The organism is Nonomuraea muscovyensis (assembly GCF_014207745.1).
Classification (GTDB): Bacteria; Actinomycetota; Actinomycetes; order Streptosporangiales; family Streptosporangiaceae; genus Nonomuraea; species Nonomuraea muscovyensis.
Window position 1 is genome coordinate 1,087,370 of the sequence record NZ_JACHJB010000002.1, and the last position, 20,472, is coordinate 1,107,841.

The following is a 20,472-nucleotide window of genomic DNA, read 5'->3' on the forward strand; positions in this document are numbered from 1 at the left end:
AGCGCGACCCGCAGGTCGAGACCGGCTAGGGGCGGCGGGCGGTCCCGCGGACGTGGAAGGAGAACGGGGTAAGCGCCTGCGGGAACAGGAACCGCTCGATCTCGACGACGTCGAACCCGGCCCGCTCGATCGCCGCGACGGTGTCGCGGCCGGTGCGGCACCCGCCCAGCAGCCGAGGCCACACGGTCGCGTCCAGCAGCCGCTGCACCCGCACCAGCCCAGAGCTGTCGGCCCGTACGTGCTCCAGGAACCGCACCTGCCCACCGGGCTTGAGCACCCGCCCGGCCTCGCCCAGTGCGGACGCCTGGTCCGGGATCGAGCACAACACCATGGCGAACACCACCGCATCGACGCTCTGGCCGACGGCGGGCAGATGTTCGGCCACCCCGGCCGTCACCTCGATCGGGACCGGAGCATGGGCGGCGGCCGCTTCGGCCAGGGCGCGCAGCCGTGGTTCTGGCTCCACCGCGACCACCCGGCTCACTTCGGGCGGGTAGTGAGCGAAGGTGGTGCCGTCACCGGCACCGACCTCGATCACCTGACCGCTCAATCCGGTCACCAGCGCTTGGCGCTGCTCGGTCATGCCGCCGTCGTTCATGGCCCGGCTCATCCGCGGATACAGCCGGGCGAAGATCGGACGGGGCAGGCTCGCCTGCTGGTCGGTCCTGCTATTTGCTCTGCCGCTCATCGCGTTCACCATTCCACCGGCAGCGCGAGCAGTCCGCCGGTCAGCACGTCGGAGCGCACCCGTAGCTCCTCGACGGGCACGGCCAGCCGTATCGCCGGGAAGCGGGCCAGCAGTTGGGCGAAGACGGCCTGCAGTTCGATGCGCGCCAGCGGGGCGCCGATGCAGTAGTGGCCGCCGTGCCCGAACGACAGGTGCGGCGCCGCCCGGCGGGTGACGTCGAACCGGTCCGGGTCGGGGAAGATGCCCGCGTCGTGGTTGGCGGCTCCGTTGTCGAGCAGCACCAGCTCCCCCGCCGCCACCCGCACGCCGGCGATGTCCAGGTCAGTGCGGGCGTAGCGGGGAACGCCGCCGCCGCCCTTGCCCGGCGCGCGCAGCATCTCCTCCACCGCTGAGGTGACCAGCTCAGGGTTGTCGACCAGGGCCTGCTGTTGGCCGGGGTTGGTCAGCAGACACAGCGCGCCCATGCCGATCGCCACCACGGTGGTCTCGTGTCCGGCGAACAGCATGAACATCGACATCATGGCGATCTCGTCGTCGCCGATGCCGCCGACGGCGCACATGCGGGAGATGAAGTCGTCACCCGGCCGCTCGCGCTTGCGGGCGACCAGCCGCCGGCCGTAGCTGAACAGCTCGCCGAGCCCGGCCTCGGAGCGGGCCCGGTCGCGGATGTCGCCGGCGGCCTCGGACCAGGCGCGAAACTGCTCGCGCTCGGCGTACGGCACACCGAGCAGCTCGCAGATGACCAGGATCGGCAGCGGCAGCGCCAGCGCGGTGTGCAGGTCGGCGGGCGAGCCCTGGGCGGCCAGGTCGTCCAGGAGACGGGCGGTCAGCTCTTCCACCCGGGGGCGGAAGGCGCGCATCCGCTTGGGAGAGAACTGCGGCTGCAGCAGCGTGCGCACCCTGGCGCTGTCGGCCGCCTCGGTGTCGTAGTTGCCCAGCGGTCCGCCGAAGATCGCCGACTCGCCGGTCCGGGCGGCCTTGTCCGGCTCGGGGTGGGAGCGGCCCAACCGGCCGTCGGCCAGCAGTGCCTTCACCTGCTCGTAGCCGGTGACGAGCCAGGCTTCGTGACCCACCGCGGTGCGGATGCGATGGATGTCGCCCTCGCGCTGAAGCCGGCGCAGCAGCGGCGCGACCTGGAGCGGGTGGGTGCGTTCGAACGGGAGCTGCACGGTCACGCCGCGCCTCCTAAGCTGAAGTCATCTTGTATAAGCTGTCTTTAACAAAAGTACTTGTATAGAATGGCTTTAACAAGTGGGAGGGTGCAGACGATGACCGCAGCAGAGCCGACCCGGCGGATGCCCCGCGCCCAGCGACGCGAGCAGATCCTCAACGCCGCCACCCGCGCCTTCGCCCGCGCTGGATACTCCGGGACCGGCCTGGACGACGTGGCGGCCGAGGCGGCCATCAGCCACGTCATCCTGTACCGGCACTTCGACTCCAAGGCCGGCCTGTACCGGGCCGTGCTCGACCGCGCCTGCGAGCGCCTGGCCGCCGCGACCGGCGGCGACGACTTCGACGACGACGCCATCCCCGGCCTGCTACGCGCCGCCGCCGCCGACCCCGACGGCTTCCGGCTGCTGTTCTGCCACGCCGCCCGCGAGCCCGAGTTCCGCGACCTGATCGACACCATCACGGCCGCATCCACCGAGATCGCCGAAAAGAACCTCGCCAGCCGCATCCCGCAAGGCCCGTGGCTGGACTGGGCATCCCGGCTGATCCCCACCCTGACCATCGAGGCCGTCATCGCCTGGCTGGAGGCCGGACAACCCGACCCCGAACAGGCCGCCGACCGCATCGGCCAGATCGTGCACGGCGCCATCGACGCCGCTCAGCCCGCGCCGGCGAAGCCGGCAGACAGGCGAGCAGAACGCGCACCCTGAGTTCGGCAACCCGGATGGGCCGGCCCTCGTCCGTCCGCACCCCCAACGGACCGAGCACCCCGAAAGGCACCCGGTCCCGTCAACGGCACTGTCACCGCGCTCACCGCGGTGGACCCGGCCGAGCCGCCGTGCCTGCCCTTCAGGTGCGCGATGAGCCGCGTTCCTGTCAGCCGGCCAGGAGTTGCAGGTCGAGCCGTTCGAGGTGTTCGGGGTCGGCGAGGATGTCGATCGCGGCGATCTTCCCGTCGGCGATGGTGAAGGCGAACACGACGCGGACTCGTCCGGCCGAGGCCCAGACGAGTCCGGGAGCGCCGTCGATGAGAGCCGGTCGCGCGGCCTTGGCGCGTCCGGCGAAGCTGCGGGCCACGGCGTGGGCGCCGCGGGCTGCGCTCGCGCCCGACTGGGCGGCCGTGGGGTCGCTGCGCAGCACGGCATCGGAGGCCAGCAGCGTGAGCAGTGCGTCGAAGTCACCGCCGCGTGAGGCGGCCAGGAAGGCCGCGACGAGCTGGCGGTGGCGGGCGGCGTCGGGTTCGCCGGCGGTGGCCTGGTCGACCTGGTGGCTCTCCCAAGACGCGCTGCCGGACAAGCGCTACAGGTTCCTGGGGTCCTCGACCCTGGTAACTGGTCCTGACCGGCGCGGTCACCACGCACGTCGTCAACCACGACCCGATCTACGAGAGCATCTCCGCTCCCATCCACCTGACCATCATGGCGATCATCGCCCTCGCCACCTGGCCCGCCGACTGGCGGGACCTGTTCCGCGCGCGCACGGCGGTCACCGGACGACCCGGGCGCGGCGGAACTCCAGGTCGACGTCCTCGACCTTGAGCGCGAGCAGCCGTGTCGTGAGCGACCACGGCGAGCGGCGGCGCAAGCGTGTGTACCCGGTAGCGCCGGCCTGCTCGCGCCGGCTGGCCGGTCGCCTCTTCACGGCCTTCAGATGAGATCCCGGCGGTTGAGGGCAGTGAGACCCACGGTGGTGAGGGCGATCGTGACAGCGGTCATGATCGCGATGGCGTGAGCGGTGAACGGCTCGCCGGACAGCACCATCGGCAGATTGGGGAAGGGCACGAAGTACTTGGCGATCCAGTAGTCGATCCCGATGACGGGGCCGAGCACCTCCCCGAAGAGGTTGACGAACAGGAAGGTCGCCCAACTGATCCCGGCCGCCGTCCTGGGCAGGAGGCCGAAGGCCACGGTGCCGATTCCGGCGAGGACCCAGACGGCCGGGATCTGAACCAGCGTGCCGGCCAGTACGCCGGTCGGCTCACCCGCGGAGATCCCCAGCGCCAGGCCGGCGACCACGAGGATCGAGGTGCTGCCCGCGAAAGCGATGAGCAGATGGCCACCCGCCCAGCGCAGTCGGCTGACGGGCGTGCTGAGCAGCAGTTCGGCGCGGCCTTCGACCTCTTCCTTGCGCAGCCGCAACAGGACCAGCAGCGGGTAGAGCGCGGCGACGTAGCCGAGGCTGAGGGCGATCAACCACAGGTAGGCATCGGTCATGGAGGCCTCGGGCGAGGCGGTGTAGCGGCGCAGGAACTCCTGGACGGAGGCACCTTGCCTGGACACTTCCGGGATGGACCGGGCCAGCACGCCCAGTACCAGTCCCGCCACGGTGAAGCCGATGATCCAGCTGGACAACAGACCCTTCTGCAGCGCCAGGCCAGCGACAGAGGGCTGCGCAGCCGCGCCGATCCGGCGGGACCGGGGCGTTGCGGGACGAGTCCGTGCCCGAGGTCGCGGCGGGCGACGAGCCGGTACGCGACGGCCACGACCACGGCGGACAGCGCCAGGCCGAGCAGCAGCGGTGCGCAGTCCGCCCTGCTCCACTACGCCGCCGAGCAAGCCACCCCGATGAGGGTTCTGCGCGGGAGCGGCATCGAGAGCGCGTCAGAACTGCCGTTCGCGGCGCTCCAGATGCTCCTGAGGCCACTGCTCGACGACCTCGACACGCTGCCGAAGCCGCAGGCCGAAGCGCTGCGCGGCGCGCTGGGCCTGACGGCGCGGACCACGGAGCCGGATCGGTTCCTGATCGGCCTGGCCACCCTGACGCTGCTGGCCGAGCACAGCCCGCTGCTATGCCTGGTGGATGACGCGCATTGGATCGACCACGCCTCTTCGCAGGCGCTGCTGTTCGCCGCCCGGCGGCTGGACGTGGAAGGCGTCGTGCTGCTCTTCGCGACCCGGGGCAGCGGCGGCGACGTCTTCGCGGCTGCCGGTCTGCCGGACCTCATGCTGGCGGGCCTGGACCGGGAGTCGGCCCTTCAGGTGCTGGCCGAGCACGCCCCGGGCCTGCCAGGACACGTGCGGGATCGGATCGTGGCGGAAGCGGGCGGCAACCCGCTCGCGCTGATCGAGTTGCCGGGGATGGACACGGACTCCCTTGCCGCCGGACCGCTGCCGCTACCGCACCGGCTCCAAGAGGCCTACCAGGAACGAATCACCGCCCTTCCCTCGGACACCCGGACCCTGCTCCTCGCGCTGGCGGTCGAGGACCTGCCCGCCGCGCTCCAGGCCACTGGCCTGCCGGTCGACGCGCTCGCCCCGGCGGAGAGGGAGGGGCTGATCACCGTGACGGGCGCAGGCGCCGCCTTCCGGCATCCGCTGGTGCGGGCCGCCGCCTACCAGGGCGCGCCGTTCGCCGAACGTGCCGCCATACACCGTGCCCTGGCAAGGGCCGTGGGAGACGACCGGAGGGCCTGGCACCTGGCCGCGGCTGCCACCGGGCCGGACGAGCCGGTCGCGGCAGCTCTGGAGCATGCGGCCCGACAGGCCCGTAGGCTGTCCGGGCACGCCGAGGCGTCGGCCGCACTCGAACGCGCCGCCCGGCTCACCGCTACCGCGCCGGACCGCGCACGCAGGCTCACCGCGGCCGCCGAACTCGCAGCCGACTCAGGCCGGCTGGACCGTGCTCGTGCACTGATCGACCAGGCCGTTCATCTCGGCGGAACCTCCGCCGAGAGGGTTCGGCTCCGCGCGCGCATCGAGTTCGGGCACGGCTCACCGGAAGCGGCCTGGCGGCTGCTCCTCGACGCCGCACCGGACAACGAGGATCTACTCGTCGAGGCGGCGCGGGTCGCGTGGTCGGTCGGGGACACGGCGGGCCTGCGCGCCGTCAAGGAGCGGCTCGCCAGGGACGACGGACTCGCGGCACTGATCGCCGGCACCATCGAGCTCCTGTCCGGCGACCCCGGCGCGGGCCTCGATCTGCTCAGACGGCACACGGCCGACGCCCCTGAGCGGCGCGTTGGAGCGGACGGACTGCGGATCGGCGCCACCTCGCTGGCCCTGCTCTCCGGGGATCTGCGGGACGCCCGCGAGAATCTGCTGCGACTCTCCGACGGGCTTCGCTCCGGCGGCGCCATCGGCCTCCTTCCCGGCGCCCTGGCCGTGCTGGCTGAGAGCGAGACCTTGCTGGGTCTCACCAGGCAGGCCGCGAGCACCGCCGCCGAGGCGCTGCGCATCGCCCAGGACACCGGCCAGCACCGGCACGCCTCCCACGCCGGTGGCCTGCTGGCCTTCCTCGCCGCGCTCCGCGGCGAGGAGCCCAGCGGAGAAGGCGATTGGGCGGGCCGGGCACGCGCGATGCTCGACCTCGGCCGGGGCCGATTCGAGGCGGCGCTCGATCGGTTCGAGGCTCTGGCGTGCCGCCCGCAGGGCGTGTACTTCACGCCCGACCAGGTGGAGGCCGCGGTGAGGTCCGGCCGTCCGGAACGTGCCCCGATCGCACGATGGGAAAGCTGGGCTGAGGCATCGGGCCGGCAGTGGGCGCAAGCCGTGCGGCATCGCTGCCTCGCCCTGCTCGCCGATGACCCCGAGGAGCACTTCGAGCAGGCGGTGGTCTGCCCCGATCTTCCTTTTCAGGAGGCGAGAAGCCGGCTCCTGAACGGGGAATGGCTACGCAGATCCCGGCGGAAGAACGAGGCGCGGAGGCAGTTGCGGGCGGCGCTGGAGCTCTTCGAGCAGGCGGGAGCCGTCCCATGGGCCGATCACGCGCGCACCGAGCTACGAGCGGCGGGCGAGTCGGCCGCCTCCCCATCCGAGGACCTGCTGGCCCGGCTCACCTCGCAGGAGCTCCAGATCGTACGACTGGCGGCTACGGGCGCCACGAACAAGGAGATCGGAGCACAGCTGTTTCTCAGCCCCAAGACGGTCGGCCATCACCTCTACCGCGCGTTTCCCAAGCTCGGCGTCTCCAACCGAACGGAATTGGCTCGTCTCAACCTGCTCACCCAGATGATGTGACCGACTCTCCCCGCACCCCGTGCAGGGAGCGGCCCATCCGGGAGCACACCTCGCGCCGCAGCCGGCCGCGGACGGCATCGAGCACTCCGGCCTTCGCCCAGCGTGCGAAGAACCCGAAGACCGTGGTGAAGCGCGGGAAGCCCGCGGCCAGGGCTCACCACTTGCGGCCGGTGTCGCATCCGCACACCTCCCTCCCCGGCCCGGCCGGCCAGGTAACCGTCTGGCCGGCCGGCGCTCTCCTCACACCAAAAGCGTCTTCGTGATGGCGACCGGGCAGCGGCCACCGCCGCCATCCAGCTTGGCCGATTTCGCCTCAACCTCCACGAGGATCAAGCCGAAGAAGCCGGCGTTCTGGCTGCGCGCCGGATGGATGTGCGCCAGCAGCTCGTCCGTACAGGTAGGCGTCTCCGCCCGGGGGCCGAGGGGTGGTGTGCAGGTTCGCATGACGCCCGGACGGGTTCAGCAACGGGCGGGAAGGCGCGAGCCCGGGCGCCGGTTACGGGAGCCAGGCTCATCACGCGCACCGCCCAGGCCCGAGCCATTCGGAGGATGTCGAAAGGCTCGGCTCGCCACGCCGGACGGGAATAGGGGGAAGAGCGCTACGTGCTGCCGGGCTTTCACTTTTCGCGGATATCGAGCGACAAGGAGACTCGCGTGGCCGGAGGCGCATTATCACTGGGTTCACTGGACGAGGTGCACGTCGACGTACGCCGCTCGCCCGGTGCGACGCTCTTCTCTGTGGTGCGGAACGTGCTCGGCGGCACCAGCAGTGGCGTCCCCGCCTCGTGGAGCCGCGCCGTGCGTGGCGCGCTGCCCGCCGGCGCGGCGGTCGTCCGCCCGCTGCTGGATGACGACTGGCAGTTGGTGGCCGACAAGACCGGCGCGACGCGGCTGGGCTTCTGCCTGTTGCTGATGTTCTTCGAGCTGGACGCGCGGTTCCCCCGGCACGCTGGTGAGATCCCCAAGGCCGCGGTGGAGTACGTGGCCGGGCAGGTCAAGGTCGATCCGGCTGTGTTCGCCGACTATCAGTGGTCGGGCAGCACGATCAAGTATCACCGCAAGCAGATCCGGGAGGCGCGCCGATCCAGGCCAGCCAGATCCGCAAGATCCTCAAAGGCAAGGAACGCGTCGCCGGGCGCACCTATACCTACCCCCTGGGCGAGGCGGCGGCCGCAGTACTTCTCCGCAAAGCCAGACACGGAACGGACGCCCGCCGCGGTTCTCCCAAGCCCAGGGATGCCCTCAGCCCGTGATCGAAAGCAACGTCTCTTCACGACCATCAAGGCGGCCCGCTCCGCGGCCGCGGGGCAGTTGTCGAAAGAAGCCACGCCCAGGCGGGCTCGCCATTCCCCCCTGCCCGGGGCTGAGCGCCTGCGGTGAGCATCGCCGGGTGCCCTCGAACAGTCCGCACTCGTCGGCGAGTGACGCAAGCAGAGCACGGCGATGTGCGATTAATTTACTCGTAAGCGTCGACCATGGTTGCTCGCCGGGCCCGACCGCGGTCCTGTTCCGGTGAAGTCGTTGTTCGTGTTCCTTGGGTGAGCCGGACCTTCCGGCCCGACGGAGAGGAGATCCGACAGTGACAGTGGGGATCTTCGCGGGCATCCCTGTCCGCGACTGTAAGAGCGCCGTGGAGTGGTACACCAGGCTCCTTGGTAAGGATCCGGCGTTCTGGCCCAACGACGTCGAAGCGGTGTGGCAGCTGGCCGAGGACCGGTACGTGTACGTCGTCGAGGACGCCGCTCGCGCCGGAGGCGGCGTTGGCATGATCTGGGTGGACGATCCGGTGTCCGAGGTGGACCGGATCGCAGCCCGCGGGCTGCAGCCGGTGGACAAGGAGCAGCACGGCAACGTCTGCAAGTGGATCTTCCATGACGCCGACGGCAACGAGATGGGCATAGGTGGCGAGACTGCGCCTGCGCCCTGAATCGGAGAAATTCAGGCCCTTGATGGCACACACTCAATGTTCGCGGGCACAGGACACCGGCGCACCGACACACGCCCGCGCCAGGGGCGGAAGGTTGGCCTGGGTGGCAGCCAGGGAGGCAGTGTTGCAACGACTCCTTGAACCCGAGCAGTACACTTCGATCACCGCCCTCTGAGGGTCCCTGGTGCAGCAATGCGCCGGGGCTACCCGGCGAGAACACCGCCAAGTCCGCCAAGTCCGCCAAAAAATGTCGCGGTGGGATGTCGAGAACCCGCGCACGGCTTCGTCCCCGGAGTGAACACGGCCACAATGGGCCGGACCACACCGAGGAGAACATGATGGCCAAGTACCTGCTGCTCAAGCACTACCGGGGCGCGCCGGCATCGGTCAACGACGTGCCGATGGACCAGTGGACGCCGGAGGAGCTCTCGGCCCACGTGCGGTACATGCAGGACTTCGCCGCTCGGCTGGAGGGCACCGGCGAGCTCGTCGACTGTCAGGCGCTCTCCCCGGAGGGCACGTTCGTCCGCTACGACGGCGAGGGGCGACCGCCGGTCACCGACGGCCCGTTCGCGGAGACCAAGGACGTCATCGCCGGCTGGATGGTGATCGACGTCGAGACCTACGAGCGGGCGCTGGAGCTGGCCGGTGAGTTGTCCGCGGCTCCGGGTGCGGGTGGCAAGCCGATCCACGAGTGGCTCGAGGTACGCCCGTTCCTGACCGCGCACTCGACCATCACGGAGTGACGCACGGTGGACGAGGCCCTGCTGCGGACCCTCACCCCCACCGTGATCAGCATCCTCGTCCGTCGCGGAGCCGACTTCGCGGCGGCCGAGGATGCCGTACAGGACGCCCTGGTCGAGGCCGTGCGCGGGTGGCCGGACGACCCGCCGCGGGACCCCAAGGGCTGGCTGGTCACCGTGGCCTGGCGTAAGTTCCTCGACGCCGCCCGAGCCGATGCCTCCCGGCGGCACCGCGAGGTACGCGTCGAGGGCGAGCGCATACCCGGTCCGGGCGAGGTGGGGGACGACACGCTCCAGCTGTACTTCCTGTGCGCGCACCCGTCCCTGCCACCGGCTTCGGCCATCGCGCTCACACTGCGCGCGGTCGGCGGCCTGACCACGCGTCAGATCGCGCAGGCCTACCTCGTGCCGGAGACGACCATGGCCCAGCGGATCAGCAGGGCCAAGCGGACCGTCTCGGGCGTCCGGTTCAACCAGCCCGGTGACGTGGCCACGGTGCTGCGGGTGCTCTATCTGGTCTTCAACGAGGGCTACTCCGGCGACGTCGACCTCGCCGGCGAGGCGATCCGGCTCACTCGCCGGCTGGCGGTCACGACCAATCATGAGGAGGTCGCGGGCCTGCTCGCGCTCATGCTGCTTCACCACGCACGGCGCCCGGCACGGACCGGCCCCGACGGCAGGCTCGTGCCTCTTGCCGAGCAGGACCGCAGCCTGTGGAACACCCGCCTGATCGCCGAGGGCGTCGACGTGCTCCAGGCAGCCCTCACCCGCGACCGCCTGGGCGAGTTCCAGGCCCAAGCCGCCATCGCCGCGCTCCACGCCGACGCCCGGACGGCCGAGGAGACCGACTGGGTGCAGATCGTCGAGTGGTACGACGAGCTGGTGCGCCTCACCGACAGCCCGGTGGCCCGCCTCAACAGGGCCGTCGCGGTCGGCGAGGCCGACGGCCCGCGGGCCGGCCTGGCCGCCCTGGCGCAGCTCGACCCCGCCCTGCCCCGCCACGCCGCCGTCGCGGCGTACCTGCACGAGCGTGACGGTGACCCAATGACCGCAGCACGGCTCTACGCCGAAGCCGCCCGATCGGCGCCCAGCCTCCCCGAACGCGACCACCTCATGCGGCAGGCCGCACGGCTCAACGCGAAGCTGCGCAGTTGAGCGGCGGGCGGCAGGCATTCACCGATCCGGCAGGGACGGCCGGCTCACCCTGTTGGCCGGCCGGACCGCGTCACCTGCCGTTCAGGAGGGCGCCGCCCCAGGTCTGGTCACGCTATCGGGGGGTCAGCACACAGAACTCATTGCCATCGGGATCGGCCATCACGACCTGACTGACCTCGCCCTGGCCGATGTCGATTCGAGTCGCTCCGAGAGAGATGAGACGGTCGACCTCCGCTTGCTGATCACCGTGCGCAGGCGGAGCAAGGTCGAAGTGCAGTCTGTTCTTCCCGGTCTTCGGCGCCACTGGCGGACCGCCCCACGTGATCTTCGGGCCGCCGTGCGGCGACCGGATCGCGGTCTCCTGGTCCTGGTCCCAGACCAACGGCCAGCCCAGCGCTTCGCTCCAGAAGTAACCGACCTCCTGCGAGCCGTCGGACGCAAGTGCTCCGATGAATCCGCAGTCAGCGAGGAACTTGTTGCCCGGCCCGATGACGCAGAACTCATTGCCTTCGGGGTCGGCGAGCACCACATGACCCTCCTCGGGGCGTTGCCCGATGTCGATGTGCCGCGCACCGAGTTCGAGCGACCTCGCCACCGTCTGCTGCTGGTCCTCGAGGGACGTGCTCGTCAGATCGAAGTGCATCTGGTTCGGGCCGGTCTTCTTCTCCTGGGACGGAAGACATCGGATCCGGAACCCGGTGTCATCGCTGGGTAGGAGCGTGATGCCATCGTGGGGGTCGTCGGCCATCTCCCAGCCCAGGACTCCGGCCCAGAAACGCGCGAGACGGAGAGGGTCGTTCGCATCGAAGCAGAGCGCGACGAGCTGAGACGTCATCCCGCATCTCCAATCTGCTGACTCCTAGGCGCAGACAGGGCATGCCCTCCTGCGCGTGACGGAGGCCAACGCTAGCCCGCTCGATGACTGCGACGCCAACGCTTTTGAGCGCCGCCCGCTCTCGATCGACAGAGGCGCGTTGGCGTGAGTCATCGAGTCGTGCTTTCCGCTCGACCTGTCGTGTCCTCGGATCGGGTATCAGAGTTGGCCGGTGCCGTCACTGATCTGGGGAGCCGGCGAAGGGCGAGGATGCCGAGTGCCACGTGCAGGACGCCGGCCACTGCGGCGGCCAGGTGCAGGCCGGTGACGGCGCACCGGTCACGCGCTCATTGCCGAGCACATCGCATTCGACGCACCACAGGAGCCAACGCGCCGCCCGTCCCTCTCCCGGATGTTCTTCCTTGATCCGCTCACCCGCGACCTGCACCGTAACTGGGACGAGCTCGCCCGGGTCCACGTCGCCTACCTCCGACTCACCGCGGGTCGATTCCCCACGGGCGCACGCCTGGCGGAATTGACGGGACACCGAGCCGGACTTCATCCGAAGGCATTGAGGGGACTGCACGGTTTTCACTGGACAGACCCGATTCCGGCTGCCCCCCAAGGTGAGCCACCCACCTCCCCACGACAGGCCCGGCATGAACCGGATCAGCCAGGTGAACGTAGCCACTGCCCCAACTCCAGGCGACACACCCCGGGTCTCCCTCTGAAAGGGATCGGGATGCGGTGTGTACGAAAGGGGCGACTACGGGGTGCATGACCCCTTGCTGTCGGCGACCCGCAGGTCCAGCGTCGTGCCGTAGTGCAGGCGCATGCTCTGGCCGGCGGGTGGGTCCTGGGTGCAGACGGTGCGTTCGAGGTGGGAACTGTCGTCGTATCCCTCGGTCACGAGGGGCTGGCTGCTGACGAGCGGGAAGCCAAACTGCAAGGCGGCCTGTTTCGCCTCATTGCCGGTCGTGCCGACGAAGTTCGGCACGACGGGCCACGTGGTGACGCGGCCGTCGGGCGGGCAGGGCACCTGCGGGGGCAGGAAACCGAACTCCACCTTCCTCGCCTGAGAGTCCTCGACCTGCGTGCAGACGATCCAGGTACCGGAGTAGGACTCACCGTCGAACAGATGACCGTCGGGCAGGGCCCTGTACGCGGTGGTGTAGGCGGGCCAGGAGCGCCTCAGCTCGCCGCTGACGGCGTCGTAGGTCTTTCCTTTGAAGGAGGGCAACGCAGGTGACGGACGTTGCGATCCTGCGCCGCTCCCCCGGCTCGCCTCGGTGGAGGCGTTGTCCTCGCCCCCGCCCGAGCAGGCCGCCAGGCCGAACACGGGCACCGTCAACAGACCGAGAACAAGGGGCCTGATCCCCACCATTCGCCGCTCCCGAGCGTGATCGGACATGACGCGACGATCATGGCCGTCTTCGCGCCGCAGGGCAACCGTGCTGGTGATCGTTCCGTAGCAGTGTGCGAGGGCGACGATTTCGGTCACGGTCGTGAGCGGGAGCAGGAGAGCGATATCTGGACGAGGATGCCGCTCGGGCAGTCGGCCTGCTGGCACTGATCTGCGGCCAGGACGTCGAACCCGCAGTCCGATGGCACCGACCGGCGATGGCAGATCGCCCGCCGCACCGGAGCGGATCACCTCCACCGTCGACCCCGAGGCCCGCCACATTCACAAGAGCCGGCAGCAGCGCGACGACGGCTACCAGGCCTACCCGGGGTTCCGGTAGCAATGCAGAAATTTCCAACAAAGTAGTCCCTGAACTGCTGTTACTCCGGACCCATGGCTAAGGTCTCGATTCGCTTACGGTGTGGACCATGAGCGATGAGAGGGCCGCAGACCAAGCACGAGAGAAAGGGCGGTCATGGGCGCCGAGTTGTGTAGACAACACCTCACCTATCAGGAGCTCTCTCTTGCCCGCGGGCCTATCAGGGGAAGATGGCCTGATCCCGGGCCAACCCGGGCTCCGACCTCAGCGACCACACCCTTTGTCAGCAGGCTCTCAGAGACGGTCCGTGGTGGGGTGGCTGGTCAGCTTCGCCTGATCGATGACGTCGTGGAGGTACTGCACGGCGAGCTTCTCGGCGTGGCGACGGGGTTCGATCACCGTTTCGGGGTCGTCGAGCCACTGCCGGTAGAGCTCGACGCAGGCGAGCAGAGCCCGACCGGCGTCGTGCCGGTCGTAACCGCACAGAGTTGCCTGAAGGGCGCGCGCCTCGTCCGGTGCGATGGATTCGAGGTGGCGGACGCCGCGCGGTGGCGCACCCACCCGCCGAGCGGCCAGAGGACCCAGCACGGCCTCGCGCAGGTAACCGAGGAAGCCGATGACCTCGAACAGTTCGCCGCGGCCGAGCTTCGTCGCGCCGTAGTGCACCCAGACCCAGAACCGGTCCTCGATCCACTGGAGGTCGAGCGACGGGTCCGCCGGCGGATGCTCCGCCAGACAGGCGGCCAGGGAGCCGTCCCGGTCCCACAAGATCTCCGGGTCCTCAGCGCGCTCGGCGAAGTCGAAGGCCCGCACGAACTTGAAGTCCACATGGAGGAGGGGCGGCCCGACGAGCGTGATGATCAGGCGGGGTTCGCCGACGTGCTCCCCGGTGAACCCCGTCACCAGGGCGGCCCACGAGCCGATCAGCTCAAGACGTTCCTTCATGACCCTGTCGAACGCCTCGTCGTCGATGACCACGATGAGATCGACATCGGAGTAGACATCGGGGTGTCCCTTCGCGATCGATCCCGCGATGGCGACACCGGCCACTCTCGGATCTTGCCGAATCCGAGGAAGCGCGTCGGTGAGGAACCGGTCGTGCAGGGAGAGAGCGTCCATGGCAGGCCTTTCGCTACGAACAAAGTCTTCGAACGTAGCATGCGGTCCGACCGGCCGGGCCAGCTTGAGGAATGCTTCGTGGATCTCTGCTCAGACTTCCCAACTGGACTATCCGTGCAAAGCCTGCAGCACCACCACAGTCTGCCTGAACGTCGAAGCGCTGGACCTCGCCATGGAGCAGTTCACGGCGGTGTTCATCCGTCTGGCGTCGGTAGAGCAAATGAGCTTCACCACCTTGGGTGTCCTGCACACTCTGGCGGGCAGCGGGCCGATGCGGCTGTCTGAGCTGACGGCGAGCGAGCGGGTCACACAACCGGCGATGACCCCGCTCGTCACCCGGCTCGAGAGGGACGGCCTGGCCGTGCGGTCCCCGGACCCCTCGGACCGCCGGGCGGTGCTGGTGCAGGTCACGCCCGCCGGTGCCAAGGTGGTCGAGTCGCGGCGCAAGGAGCGCATCGATCGCCTGGCCGCCCTTGCCGGCCGGCTCGACCCGCACCACCGGCAGGCACTGGCCGCGTCGCTGCCCGCACTCCTCGAAATGGCTCGGCTCGCCGCCCAGCCACACGACAGGCCCACGGCGCCGCTTCCCCCTGCCCAGTAAGGAACCACGCGATGAGCACCCCGCACGTCTTCCCCCTGAAGCCCGTTCCGATCCATGTGTCCGACGAGGTCCTCGATGACCTGCGCGCCCGCCTCGCATCGACCCGTCCGCCGCCGGACGAGGGGAATGGGGACTGGTCCTACGGCGTCCCCGGCAGCTATCTCCGTGAGCTGGTCGCCTACTGGCGGGACGGCTACGACTGGCGCAAGGCCGAGGCCGCCATCAACGCCTACGAGCACTACCAGGTGAGCGTCGCCGGTGTCCCGGTGCACTTCATGCGCAAGCCCGGCCGCGGACCCCGCCCGATCCCGTTGATCCTCACCCACGGCTGGCCGTGGACGTTCTGGCACTGGTCGAAGGTGATCGACCCGCTCGCCGACCCGGCCGCGTTCGGCGGTGACCCCGCCGACGCGTTCGACGTCATCGTGCCGTCCCTGCCCGGCTTCGGCTTCCCCGCCCCCTCACCGGTTTTCCGGACGTCAACTTCTGGAAGGTCTCCGACCTCTGGCACACCCTGATGACCGAGACCCTGGGATACGAGAAGTACGCCGCCGGGGGCTGCGACATCGGCGGGATCGTCTCCAGCCAGCTCGGCCACAAGTACGCCGACGAGCTGTACGGCATCCACATCGGCTCCGGGTTGCCGCTCGACTTCTTCACCGGCCCCCGGGCCTGGGACTTCGCCCGGAATCGGCCCCTCACCGATGACCAGCCCGTCGACGTCCGCGCCCGGATCATCGAGCTGGACCACCGCTGGGCGTCCCACCTTGCCGTGCAGATGCTCGACGGCGCCACCCTGGCCCACGGGCTGAGCGACTCTCCCGCTGGACTGCTGGCCTGGCTGCTGGAGCGCTGGAACGCCTGGAGCGCCAACGGCGGCGACGTCGAGTCCGTCTTCACCAAGGACGACCTGCTCACCCACGCCGTGATCTACTGGGTGAACAACTCCATCGCCACGTCGATGCGTTACTACGCCAACGCCAACCGCTACCCCTGGGCCCCCGCCCACGATCGCACCCCGGTCGTGCAGGCCCCGGTCGGCCTCACCTTCGCCACATACGAGAACCCGCCCGGGATCCACACCGCCACCGGGCGCGTCCAGGCGTTCAGGACCGGCCCGCAGGCCGACTGGTTCAACCACGTCAACGTCAACGCCCACGACCACGGTGGCCACTTCATCCCCTGGGAGAACCCCGACGCCTGGGTGAACGACCTGCGCCGCACCTTCCACGGCCGCAGGCCCTGAAATGCCCTGCGGGCGGCGTCTGTCCCGTTAAGGTCCTGGGCTTACGTCGACCTTCGCAGCGTCAGCCTACGCAGCGTTCGAGACATCCTGCGCGGCACCGGGCTGGTGGAGTTCAGCGACACCCGGCCCGGGTTCGTAGTGGAGGGTGGCCGGGCGTGCACCCCCTTCCGTGTGGCCTGCGCCGGTCTGGGCCGGAACGCGGCCGAGTAGGTGGCCGCCTACCGCCGAGTTCTGGCTGGAGCGGGGCTGTGGGTCAAGACTGACGCTGATGACGATCAGACGCTGCGGGTGCGGTTGCCTTCGTGAGCGGTGGTCACCGGTCGGTGTGATGATCAGCGGAGACGGGGTCGGTCTAGGTGGTTGTTCGCGACCGGGCCTCGGCGGCCCAGTGGGGTGCGTTCCACCGGTCGGCGATGGTGGCGGCCTGGGTGAAGTGGGCGGCGGCCTCGGTGCGGCCCAGGAGGACGGCCAGTTCGCCGAGGGTGTGGGCTACCGGGCGCAGCGCCACCGACAGGCTCGCGGCGCCCGCCGGGGGGCCGTTGCGGTGCGGAAGCAGCGTCGCGTAGATCTCCTCGGCGGCGTCGCGGTCGTTCAAGGCGACGATGGCCATCGCGCGCAACGTGGTGAGGAAGGTGAAGAAGAAGTCGGGGCGGATCGGGCTGGGTGACGCGCGGACCTCGCGGGCTTCGGCGTCCAGGCCGTTGGCGTGGAGGGCGAGCGCGAGCAGGTCGGAGGTCATGGAGCCGAGCGCGGCGTGGAGGGCGCGCACGTCGTCCAGGTGCGCGCCGAGCGTGCCCTCGTTCAGCCAGATCGTGGCCAGGGCGAGTTCGAGAAAGCCCGTGGCGTGCACCGATCCGATGCGCCGCATGCCCTCGTCGGCCTTGATGTAGAGGAGTTCGGCGTCGGCGAATCGGCCTTCGATGAGCGCCAGGCTCGCCAGCGTGATCTCGGCGACGGCGATCGCCTCGCGCATGCGGTAGGTGCGCGCGAGTTCCAGGGCCTCGGTGATCACCTGGTGCATGGTCACCGGGTCGTTGGCGGCGGCGGCGACGCCGGCATGGTTGAGCAGCCCGGTGACGCGGTAGACCGGCAGGTCGTGCTCGGTGCCGATCTCCACGAGCTCCCGGCAGAGCTCGGCGTCGCCGTGGACTTCCGCCAGGATCTCGAGTGCCGCGGCCCGCAACCGGGGTTCGGTGGCGAGGTCGAGTGCCTCCTGCGCTGCCTCCACAACCGTCGGGTCGTCCTCGCCGACCAGTTCGTGCGCGTACGCCGTCAGGAGCCGGGACCGCACCGAAGGGGTCAGGTCACGCTTCAGCAGGCGGCTCAGGCGGTCGACGATGGGCCGGTCCACTGTGCCGTACGTCCGGGCCTGCCAGGCGGTCGGCTCTGTCCACGCGGTGAATGCGGCGATCATCAGGTCGTCGCGGCCCAGGGACTCTGCGTACTCCACGGCTTCACGGCGTGTCTCGCGGGCGGCTGCGACGGCTCCCGCCCGGATCTGCGCGCGCAGCAGCCTGCCGAGCAATTCGACGCGTTCGTCCGGTCCGGTCGAGTTGGTGACGGCGTCGGTGAGGAGGTCGGCCGCAACGTCGTGGGCGTAGCGGGCCTCGGCAAGCTCGGCGGCCTGGACGCAGTAGCCGACGGCCTTCGGTGAGCCGGCGCGCGCGTAGTGGTGGGCCAGCGCCGCGATGTCGTCGGTGCCTTCAAGAGCGGCGGCGATCCGGGCGTGCATCCGGGTAGCACGCAATCTGCTGACGTCGGCGATGAGCGTGTCCCTGACGAGGGCGTGGACGAAGCGGATGAGGCCTGGGCCGGGTTCGTCGAGGAGCCCGGCGATGACGCCCGCGTCCAGGGCGTCCATCACCCCGTCCTCGTCGGTGTCGGCGGCCTTGACGAGGACGTCCACTGAGCTTTCCCGGCCTGCGACCGCGGCGAGCCGGAGGACGGACACGCCTCCCTCGGGCAGGCGCGCGAGCCGGCGGCGCAGGACGTCCCGTACGCCTTCGGGGACCTCGGAGAGGGCGACCAGCGCGCCTTCGCCGTTCAGCAGCCGGGCGCTTTCGCGCACGTAGAACGGGTTGCCGCCGGTGCGCTCGGCGATCCCTGCGATGGTCTCCTCGTCGGCCTCGCATTCGGCCCGTACGAGCTCCGCGACGGCCTCGTCGTTCAGCCCCGGCAGCGCCAGGCGGAGGGGCGTGGCGCGCGCGAGGGAGGCCAGCGTTTCGGTGAGGTGCCCGCTCTCGTCCGCGCGGTACGCGGCGACGACCAGGATCGGGGCCCGCACGCCGAGGCCGCCGCCGAGCAGTTCCAGCGTGGTGGCGTCCGCCCAGTGCAGGTCGTCCAGCACGACGGCGACCGGGCGTTCCGTGGCGACCGCCGCGAGCCACTTCCACACGGCTTGGCGCAGGCGGAACCGTCCAGCGGTGGCGTCGGCGTTCACCGGCTCGGTGTCGGTGAGCAGCGGCGCGAGGTCGTTCGCGAACTCGCCCGGGGACGTGGTCGCGGCGGCGGCTCTGAGCGCCTCAGTCCAGGCCCACGCGGGCGGCGCGCTGTCGACCTCGGGGCAGCGGCCGACGGCGACCAGCCACCCGTCATGTTCGAGCCGCCTGCCGAGGTGTTCCAGCAGCGTCGACTTGCCGAGCCCGGCCTCGCCGGTGACAAGGGCGATGCGGGCGCCGTCGGTGGCGGCCCCGGTGGCGGCCGTGACCAGTGCCGACAGCTGCGCCTCGCGTCCGACGAACGGCGCCTCGACGATCGGAGCCGCCCCCGGGAGAGGGGCCACCTGCGGCAGCGGGGCGGTCAGCGGGGGCGGGGGCACGGTCGCGCGCAGGACGTCTGTGCGCTGGGTGAGGATCGCCTCCTCCAACGCCGTCAGGTCCGGGCCAGGGTCGAGCCCGAGCTCCTCGGCGAGGATGCCGCGGGCGCGGCGGAGCGTCGCCAGCGCGTCGGCTTGGCGGCCGCTGCTCCACAGTGCCAGGGCGTGCAGCCGCCAGCCTTCCTCGCGGAGGGGCTCGTCGCGGGTGAGCCGCTCGGCCTCGGGAACCACCGCGGCGGGGTCGCCGATGCGCAGGCCCGCCGCGACGTGCAGCTCGGTGGCGACCAAGCGTAGCTCGTTCAGCCGGGCCGTCTCGGCGGCGGCCCACGGCTCGTCGGCGACCTCGGCGAACGCCGGTCCCTGCCACAGCCCCAGCGCCTCGGCGAGCCGAGCCTGCGCGGCGCGTAGGTCGGTGTCCGTACGCGCCTGGCCCAGCAGGCCCTCGAACCGCCACGCGTCCACCGCCTCCGGTGGCAGCCGCAGCGCATAACCCGGCGCCGCGCTCACCAGCAGCCGGGCCGGCGTGCGCGGCGGACGTCCGGGCTCCAGCAACCGACGCAGGTTGGACACATACGCCTGCAGGGACATCAGCGCCCGCGCGGGCGGCTCCCCGCGCCACAGATCCTCGATCATCCGGTCGACCGGCACGACCTGCCCACGCGCCGCCACCAGCAACGCCAGCACGCCCCGCTGCCGCGGCCCGCCGAGGTGAACGGCCGCACCGTCCACCTCCGCTGCGAACGCGCCCAGCACCCGGATGAAGACCATGATCTGCACATCGTATGTGGACGTTCCAAATCGGCTCCAAGCCCCCTCCAAATACCCGGGAGCAGCCTGAACACATCGCAACCGACCGAGGGCAGGAACAGATGAGCGTCGACACCCAGGACATGGAGATCGTCCACCGCGTGCTCCGCCGTGAGTCACGGCTGCTGATGGAGCTCGTCGCGGCCGTCACCCCGGGTGACACCGCTCGCGCCAAGGTGATCGCCGACCACTTCCGCGTCTACCGGCTGGGCCTGCGCAACCATCACGAGGGCGAGGACGAGCTGCTGTGGCCGCCGCTGCTTTCCCGGGTGGACCTGGAGGCCGACATCGTCCTGCGCATGCAGGCCCAGCACGAACGCATCGCGGCCACCCTGACCAGGCTGGACGCCGCGGTCCCCGCCTGGGAGGCCACCGCGGGCGCCGACGAACGCGACACCCTCGTGGCCGCCCTGTCCGAGCACCGCTCGGTCCTGCTGGAACACCTCGACGACGAGGAGGCCACCCTCCTCCCGCTCGCGGCCAAGCACATCACACAACAGGAGTGGGCCTCCCTGGGCGACCACCTGGTGAACAACACTCCCAAGCTCACCCTGCTCACGCTCTTCGGCGCCGTCCTGGAAGACGCGAACCCGGCCGAGCGCGCCATCGTCCTCGGCGGCCTGCCCGCCCCGGTCCGCGTCATCTGGCACGTCGTCGGCCGCCACCGCTACGCCCGCCACATCCGCCGTGTCCGCGGCTGAACCCTGCCCA

General features: G+C 70.4%; 21 protein-coding genes and 1 pseudogene. 12 read left to right on the top strand and 10 right to left on the bottom strand.

The genetic code is table 11. The annotated features are described in order from the left end of the window. Positions 1-25: 25 nt before the first annotated feature. Both FHU36_RS21690 and FHU36_RS21695 read right to left on the bottom strand, forming a co-directional pair. Positions 26-688: a class I SAM-dependent methyltransferase gene (locus tag FHU36_RS21690; protein ID WP_185085750.1), complete on the bottom strand. Its 663-nt coding sequence runs from the start codon at positions 686-688 to the stop codon at positions 26-28. A gap of 5 nt (positions 689-693) precedes the next feature. Then, positions 694-1,863 carry a cytochrome P450 gene (locus FHU36_RS21695; RefSeq protein ID WP_185085751.1) on the bottom strand — a complete coding sequence of 390 codons (1,170 nt, stop codon included), beginning with the start codon at positions 1,861-1,863 and terminating at the stop codon, positions 694-696. Between the two features lie 93 nt (positions 1,864-1,956). Between FHU36_RS21695 and FHU36_RS21700 the strand changes: the two genes are divergently transcribed. After that, entirely contained in the window at positions 1,957-2,568 is a 612-nt protein-coding gene (locus FHU36_RS21700; protein ID WP_185085752.1) for a TetR/AcrR family transcriptional regulator, read from the top strand. A gap of 166 nt (positions 2,569-2,734) precedes the next feature. Here FHU36_RS21700 and FHU36_RS21705 read toward each other — a convergent pair whose 3' ends face one another. From FHU36_RS21705 to FHU36_RS21715, 3 genes are all read right to left on the bottom strand, one after another. After that, complete coding sequence (locus FHU36_RS21705) at positions 2,735-3,154, bottom strand: sigma-70 family RNA polymerase sigma factor family protein (RefSeq protein WP_185085753.1); 420 nt, start codon at positions 3,152-3,154, stop codon at positions 2,735-2,737. 189 nt (positions 3,155-3,343) lie between these two features. Next, a complete protein-coding gene (locus FHU36_RS21710) occupies positions 3,344-3,499 on the bottom strand; it encodes a hypothetical protein (protein ID WP_185085754.1) in 156 nt (51 codons plus the stop codon). Between the two features lie 5 nt (positions 3,500-3,504). After that, positions 3,505-4,398, bottom strand: a complete 894-nt coding sequence (locus tag FHU36_RS21715; RefSeq protein ID WP_512699250.1) for an efflux permease Rv1217c-related protein — start codon at positions 4,396-4,398, stop codon at positions 3,505-3,507. A 24-nt stretch (positions 4,399-4,422) separates the two neighbouring features. On the opposite strand from FHU36_RS21715, the gene FHU36_RS21720 reads away from it, so the two are divergent. After that, complete coding sequence (locus tag FHU36_RS21720; RefSeq protein ID WP_185085756.1) at positions 4,423-6,813, top strand: helix-turn-helix transcriptional regulator; 2,391 nt, start codon at positions 4,423-4,425, stop codon at positions 6,811-6,813. Positions 6,814-7,053: 240 nt separating this feature from the next. On the opposite strand, the gene FHU36_RS21725 is transcribed toward FHU36_RS21720, so the two are convergent. Beyond that, entirely contained in the window at positions 7,054-7,257 is a 204-nt protein-coding gene (locus FHU36_RS21725; protein WP_185085757.1) for a hypothetical protein, read from the bottom strand. A 210-nt stretch (positions 7,258-7,467) separates the two neighbouring features. On the opposite strand from FHU36_RS21725, the gene FHU36_RS21730 reads away from it, so the two are divergent. From FHU36_RS21730 to FHU36_RS21745, 4 genes are all read left to right on the top strand, one after another. Then, a complete protein-coding gene (locus FHU36_RS21730; protein WP_185085758.1) occupies positions 7,468-8,193 on the top strand; it encodes a DUF4158 domain-containing protein in 726 nt (241 codons plus the stop codon). Positions 8,194-8,392: 199 nt separating this feature from the next. Beyond that, positions 8,393-8,740, top strand: coding sequence for a VOC family protein (locus FHU36_RS21735; RefSeq protein WP_185085759.1), 348 nt, complete (start codon positions 8,393-8,395; stop codon positions 8,738-8,740). Between the two features lie 338 nt (positions 8,741-9,078). Continuing rightward, positions 9,079-9,486, top strand: coding sequence for a YciI family protein (locus FHU36_RS21740; protein WP_221496743.1), 408 nt, complete (start codon positions 9,079-9,081; stop codon positions 9,484-9,486). Between the two features lie 6 nt (positions 9,487-9,492). Continuing rightward, positions 9,493-10,638, top strand: coding sequence for an RNA polymerase sigma factor (locus FHU36_RS21745; protein WP_185085761.1), 1,146 nt, complete (start codon positions 9,493-9,495; stop codon positions 10,636-10,638). A gap of 112 nt (positions 10,639-10,750) precedes the next feature. On the opposite strand, the gene FHU36_RS21750 is transcribed toward FHU36_RS21745, so the two are convergent. After that, positions 10,751-11,473: a VOC family protein gene (locus FHU36_RS21750; RefSeq protein WP_185085762.1), complete on the bottom strand. Its 723-nt coding sequence runs from the start codon at positions 11,471-11,473 to the stop codon at positions 10,751-10,753. Positions 11,474-11,813: 340 nt separating this feature from the next. Between FHU36_RS21750 and FHU36_RS44705 the strand changes: the two genes are divergently transcribed. Then, complete coding sequence (locus tag FHU36_RS44705) at positions 11,814-12,233, top strand: MmyB family transcriptional regulator (RefSeq protein ID WP_376774173.1); 420 nt, start codon at positions 11,814-11,816, stop codon at positions 12,231-12,233. On the opposite strand, the gene FHU36_RS21760 is transcribed toward FHU36_RS44705, so the two are convergent. After that, positions 12,219-12,953 carry a PASTA domain-containing protein gene (locus FHU36_RS21760; protein WP_185085763.1) on the bottom strand — a complete coding sequence of 245 codons (735 nt, stop codon included), beginning with the start codon at positions 12,951-12,953 and terminating at the stop codon, positions 12,219-12,221. The genes FHU36_RS44705 and FHU36_RS21760 overlap by 15 nt on opposite strands. A gap of 35 nt (positions 12,954-12,988) precedes the next feature. On the opposite strand from FHU36_RS21760, the pseudogene FHU36_RS21765 reads away from it, so the two are divergent. Beyond that, positions 12,989-13,179: pseudogene (locus tag FHU36_RS21765) on the top strand (IS5/IS1182 family transposase); the annotation flags it as partial. A 288-nt stretch (positions 13,180-13,467) separates the two neighbouring features. Here FHU36_RS21765 and FHU36_RS21770 read toward each other — a convergent pair. Further along, positions 13,468-14,292, bottom strand: coding sequence for a nucleotidyltransferase domain-containing protein (locus FHU36_RS21770; RefSeq protein WP_185085765.1), 825 nt, complete (start codon positions 14,290-14,292; stop codon positions 13,468-13,470). Between the two features lie 172 nt (positions 14,293-14,464). On the opposite strand from FHU36_RS21770, the gene FHU36_RS21775 reads away from it, so the two are divergent. Genes FHU36_RS21775 through FHU36_RS44715 form a run of 3 tightly spaced genes read left to right on the top strand, consistent with a single transcriptional unit; the run spans position 14,465 to position 16,139 of the window. Next, on the top strand, positions 14,465-14,893 hold the full coding sequence (locus tag FHU36_RS21775; protein WP_185085766.1) for a MarR family transcriptional regulator: 429 nt from the start codon (positions 14,465-14,467) through the stop codon (positions 14,891-14,893). Positions 14,894-14,904: 11 nt separating this feature from the next. Then, the gene (locus FHU36_RS44710) at positions 14,905-15,411 is read left to right on the top strand and encodes an epoxide hydrolase N-terminal domain-containing protein (RefSeq protein WP_246502528.1); all 507 of its coding nucleotides are present in this window, start codon (positions 14,905-14,907) and stop codon (positions 15,409-15,411) included. Continuing rightward, complete coding sequence (locus FHU36_RS44715) at positions 15,411-16,139, top strand: hypothetical protein (protein WP_246502529.1); 729 nt, start codon at positions 15,411-15,413, stop codon at positions 16,137-16,139. Before FHU36_RS44710 ends, FHU36_RS44715 begins: the two co-directional genes overlap by 1 nt. A gap of 352 nt (positions 16,140-16,491) precedes the next feature. Here the strand turns inward: FHU36_RS44715 and FHU36_RS21785 are convergent, their stop codons facing one another. Next, complete coding sequence (locus FHU36_RS21785; protein WP_185085767.1) at positions 16,492-19,722, bottom strand: ATP-binding protein; 3,231 nt, start codon at positions 19,720-19,722, stop codon at positions 16,492-16,494. Positions 19,723-19,823: 101 nt separating this feature from the next. On the opposite strand from FHU36_RS21785, the gene FHU36_RS21790 reads away from it, so the two are divergent. Next, a complete protein-coding gene (locus FHU36_RS21790) occupies positions 19,824-20,462 on the top strand; it encodes a hemerythrin domain-containing protein (RefSeq protein ID WP_185085768.1) in 639 nt (212 codons plus the stop codon). Positions 20,463-20,472: the final 10 nt, after the last annotated feature.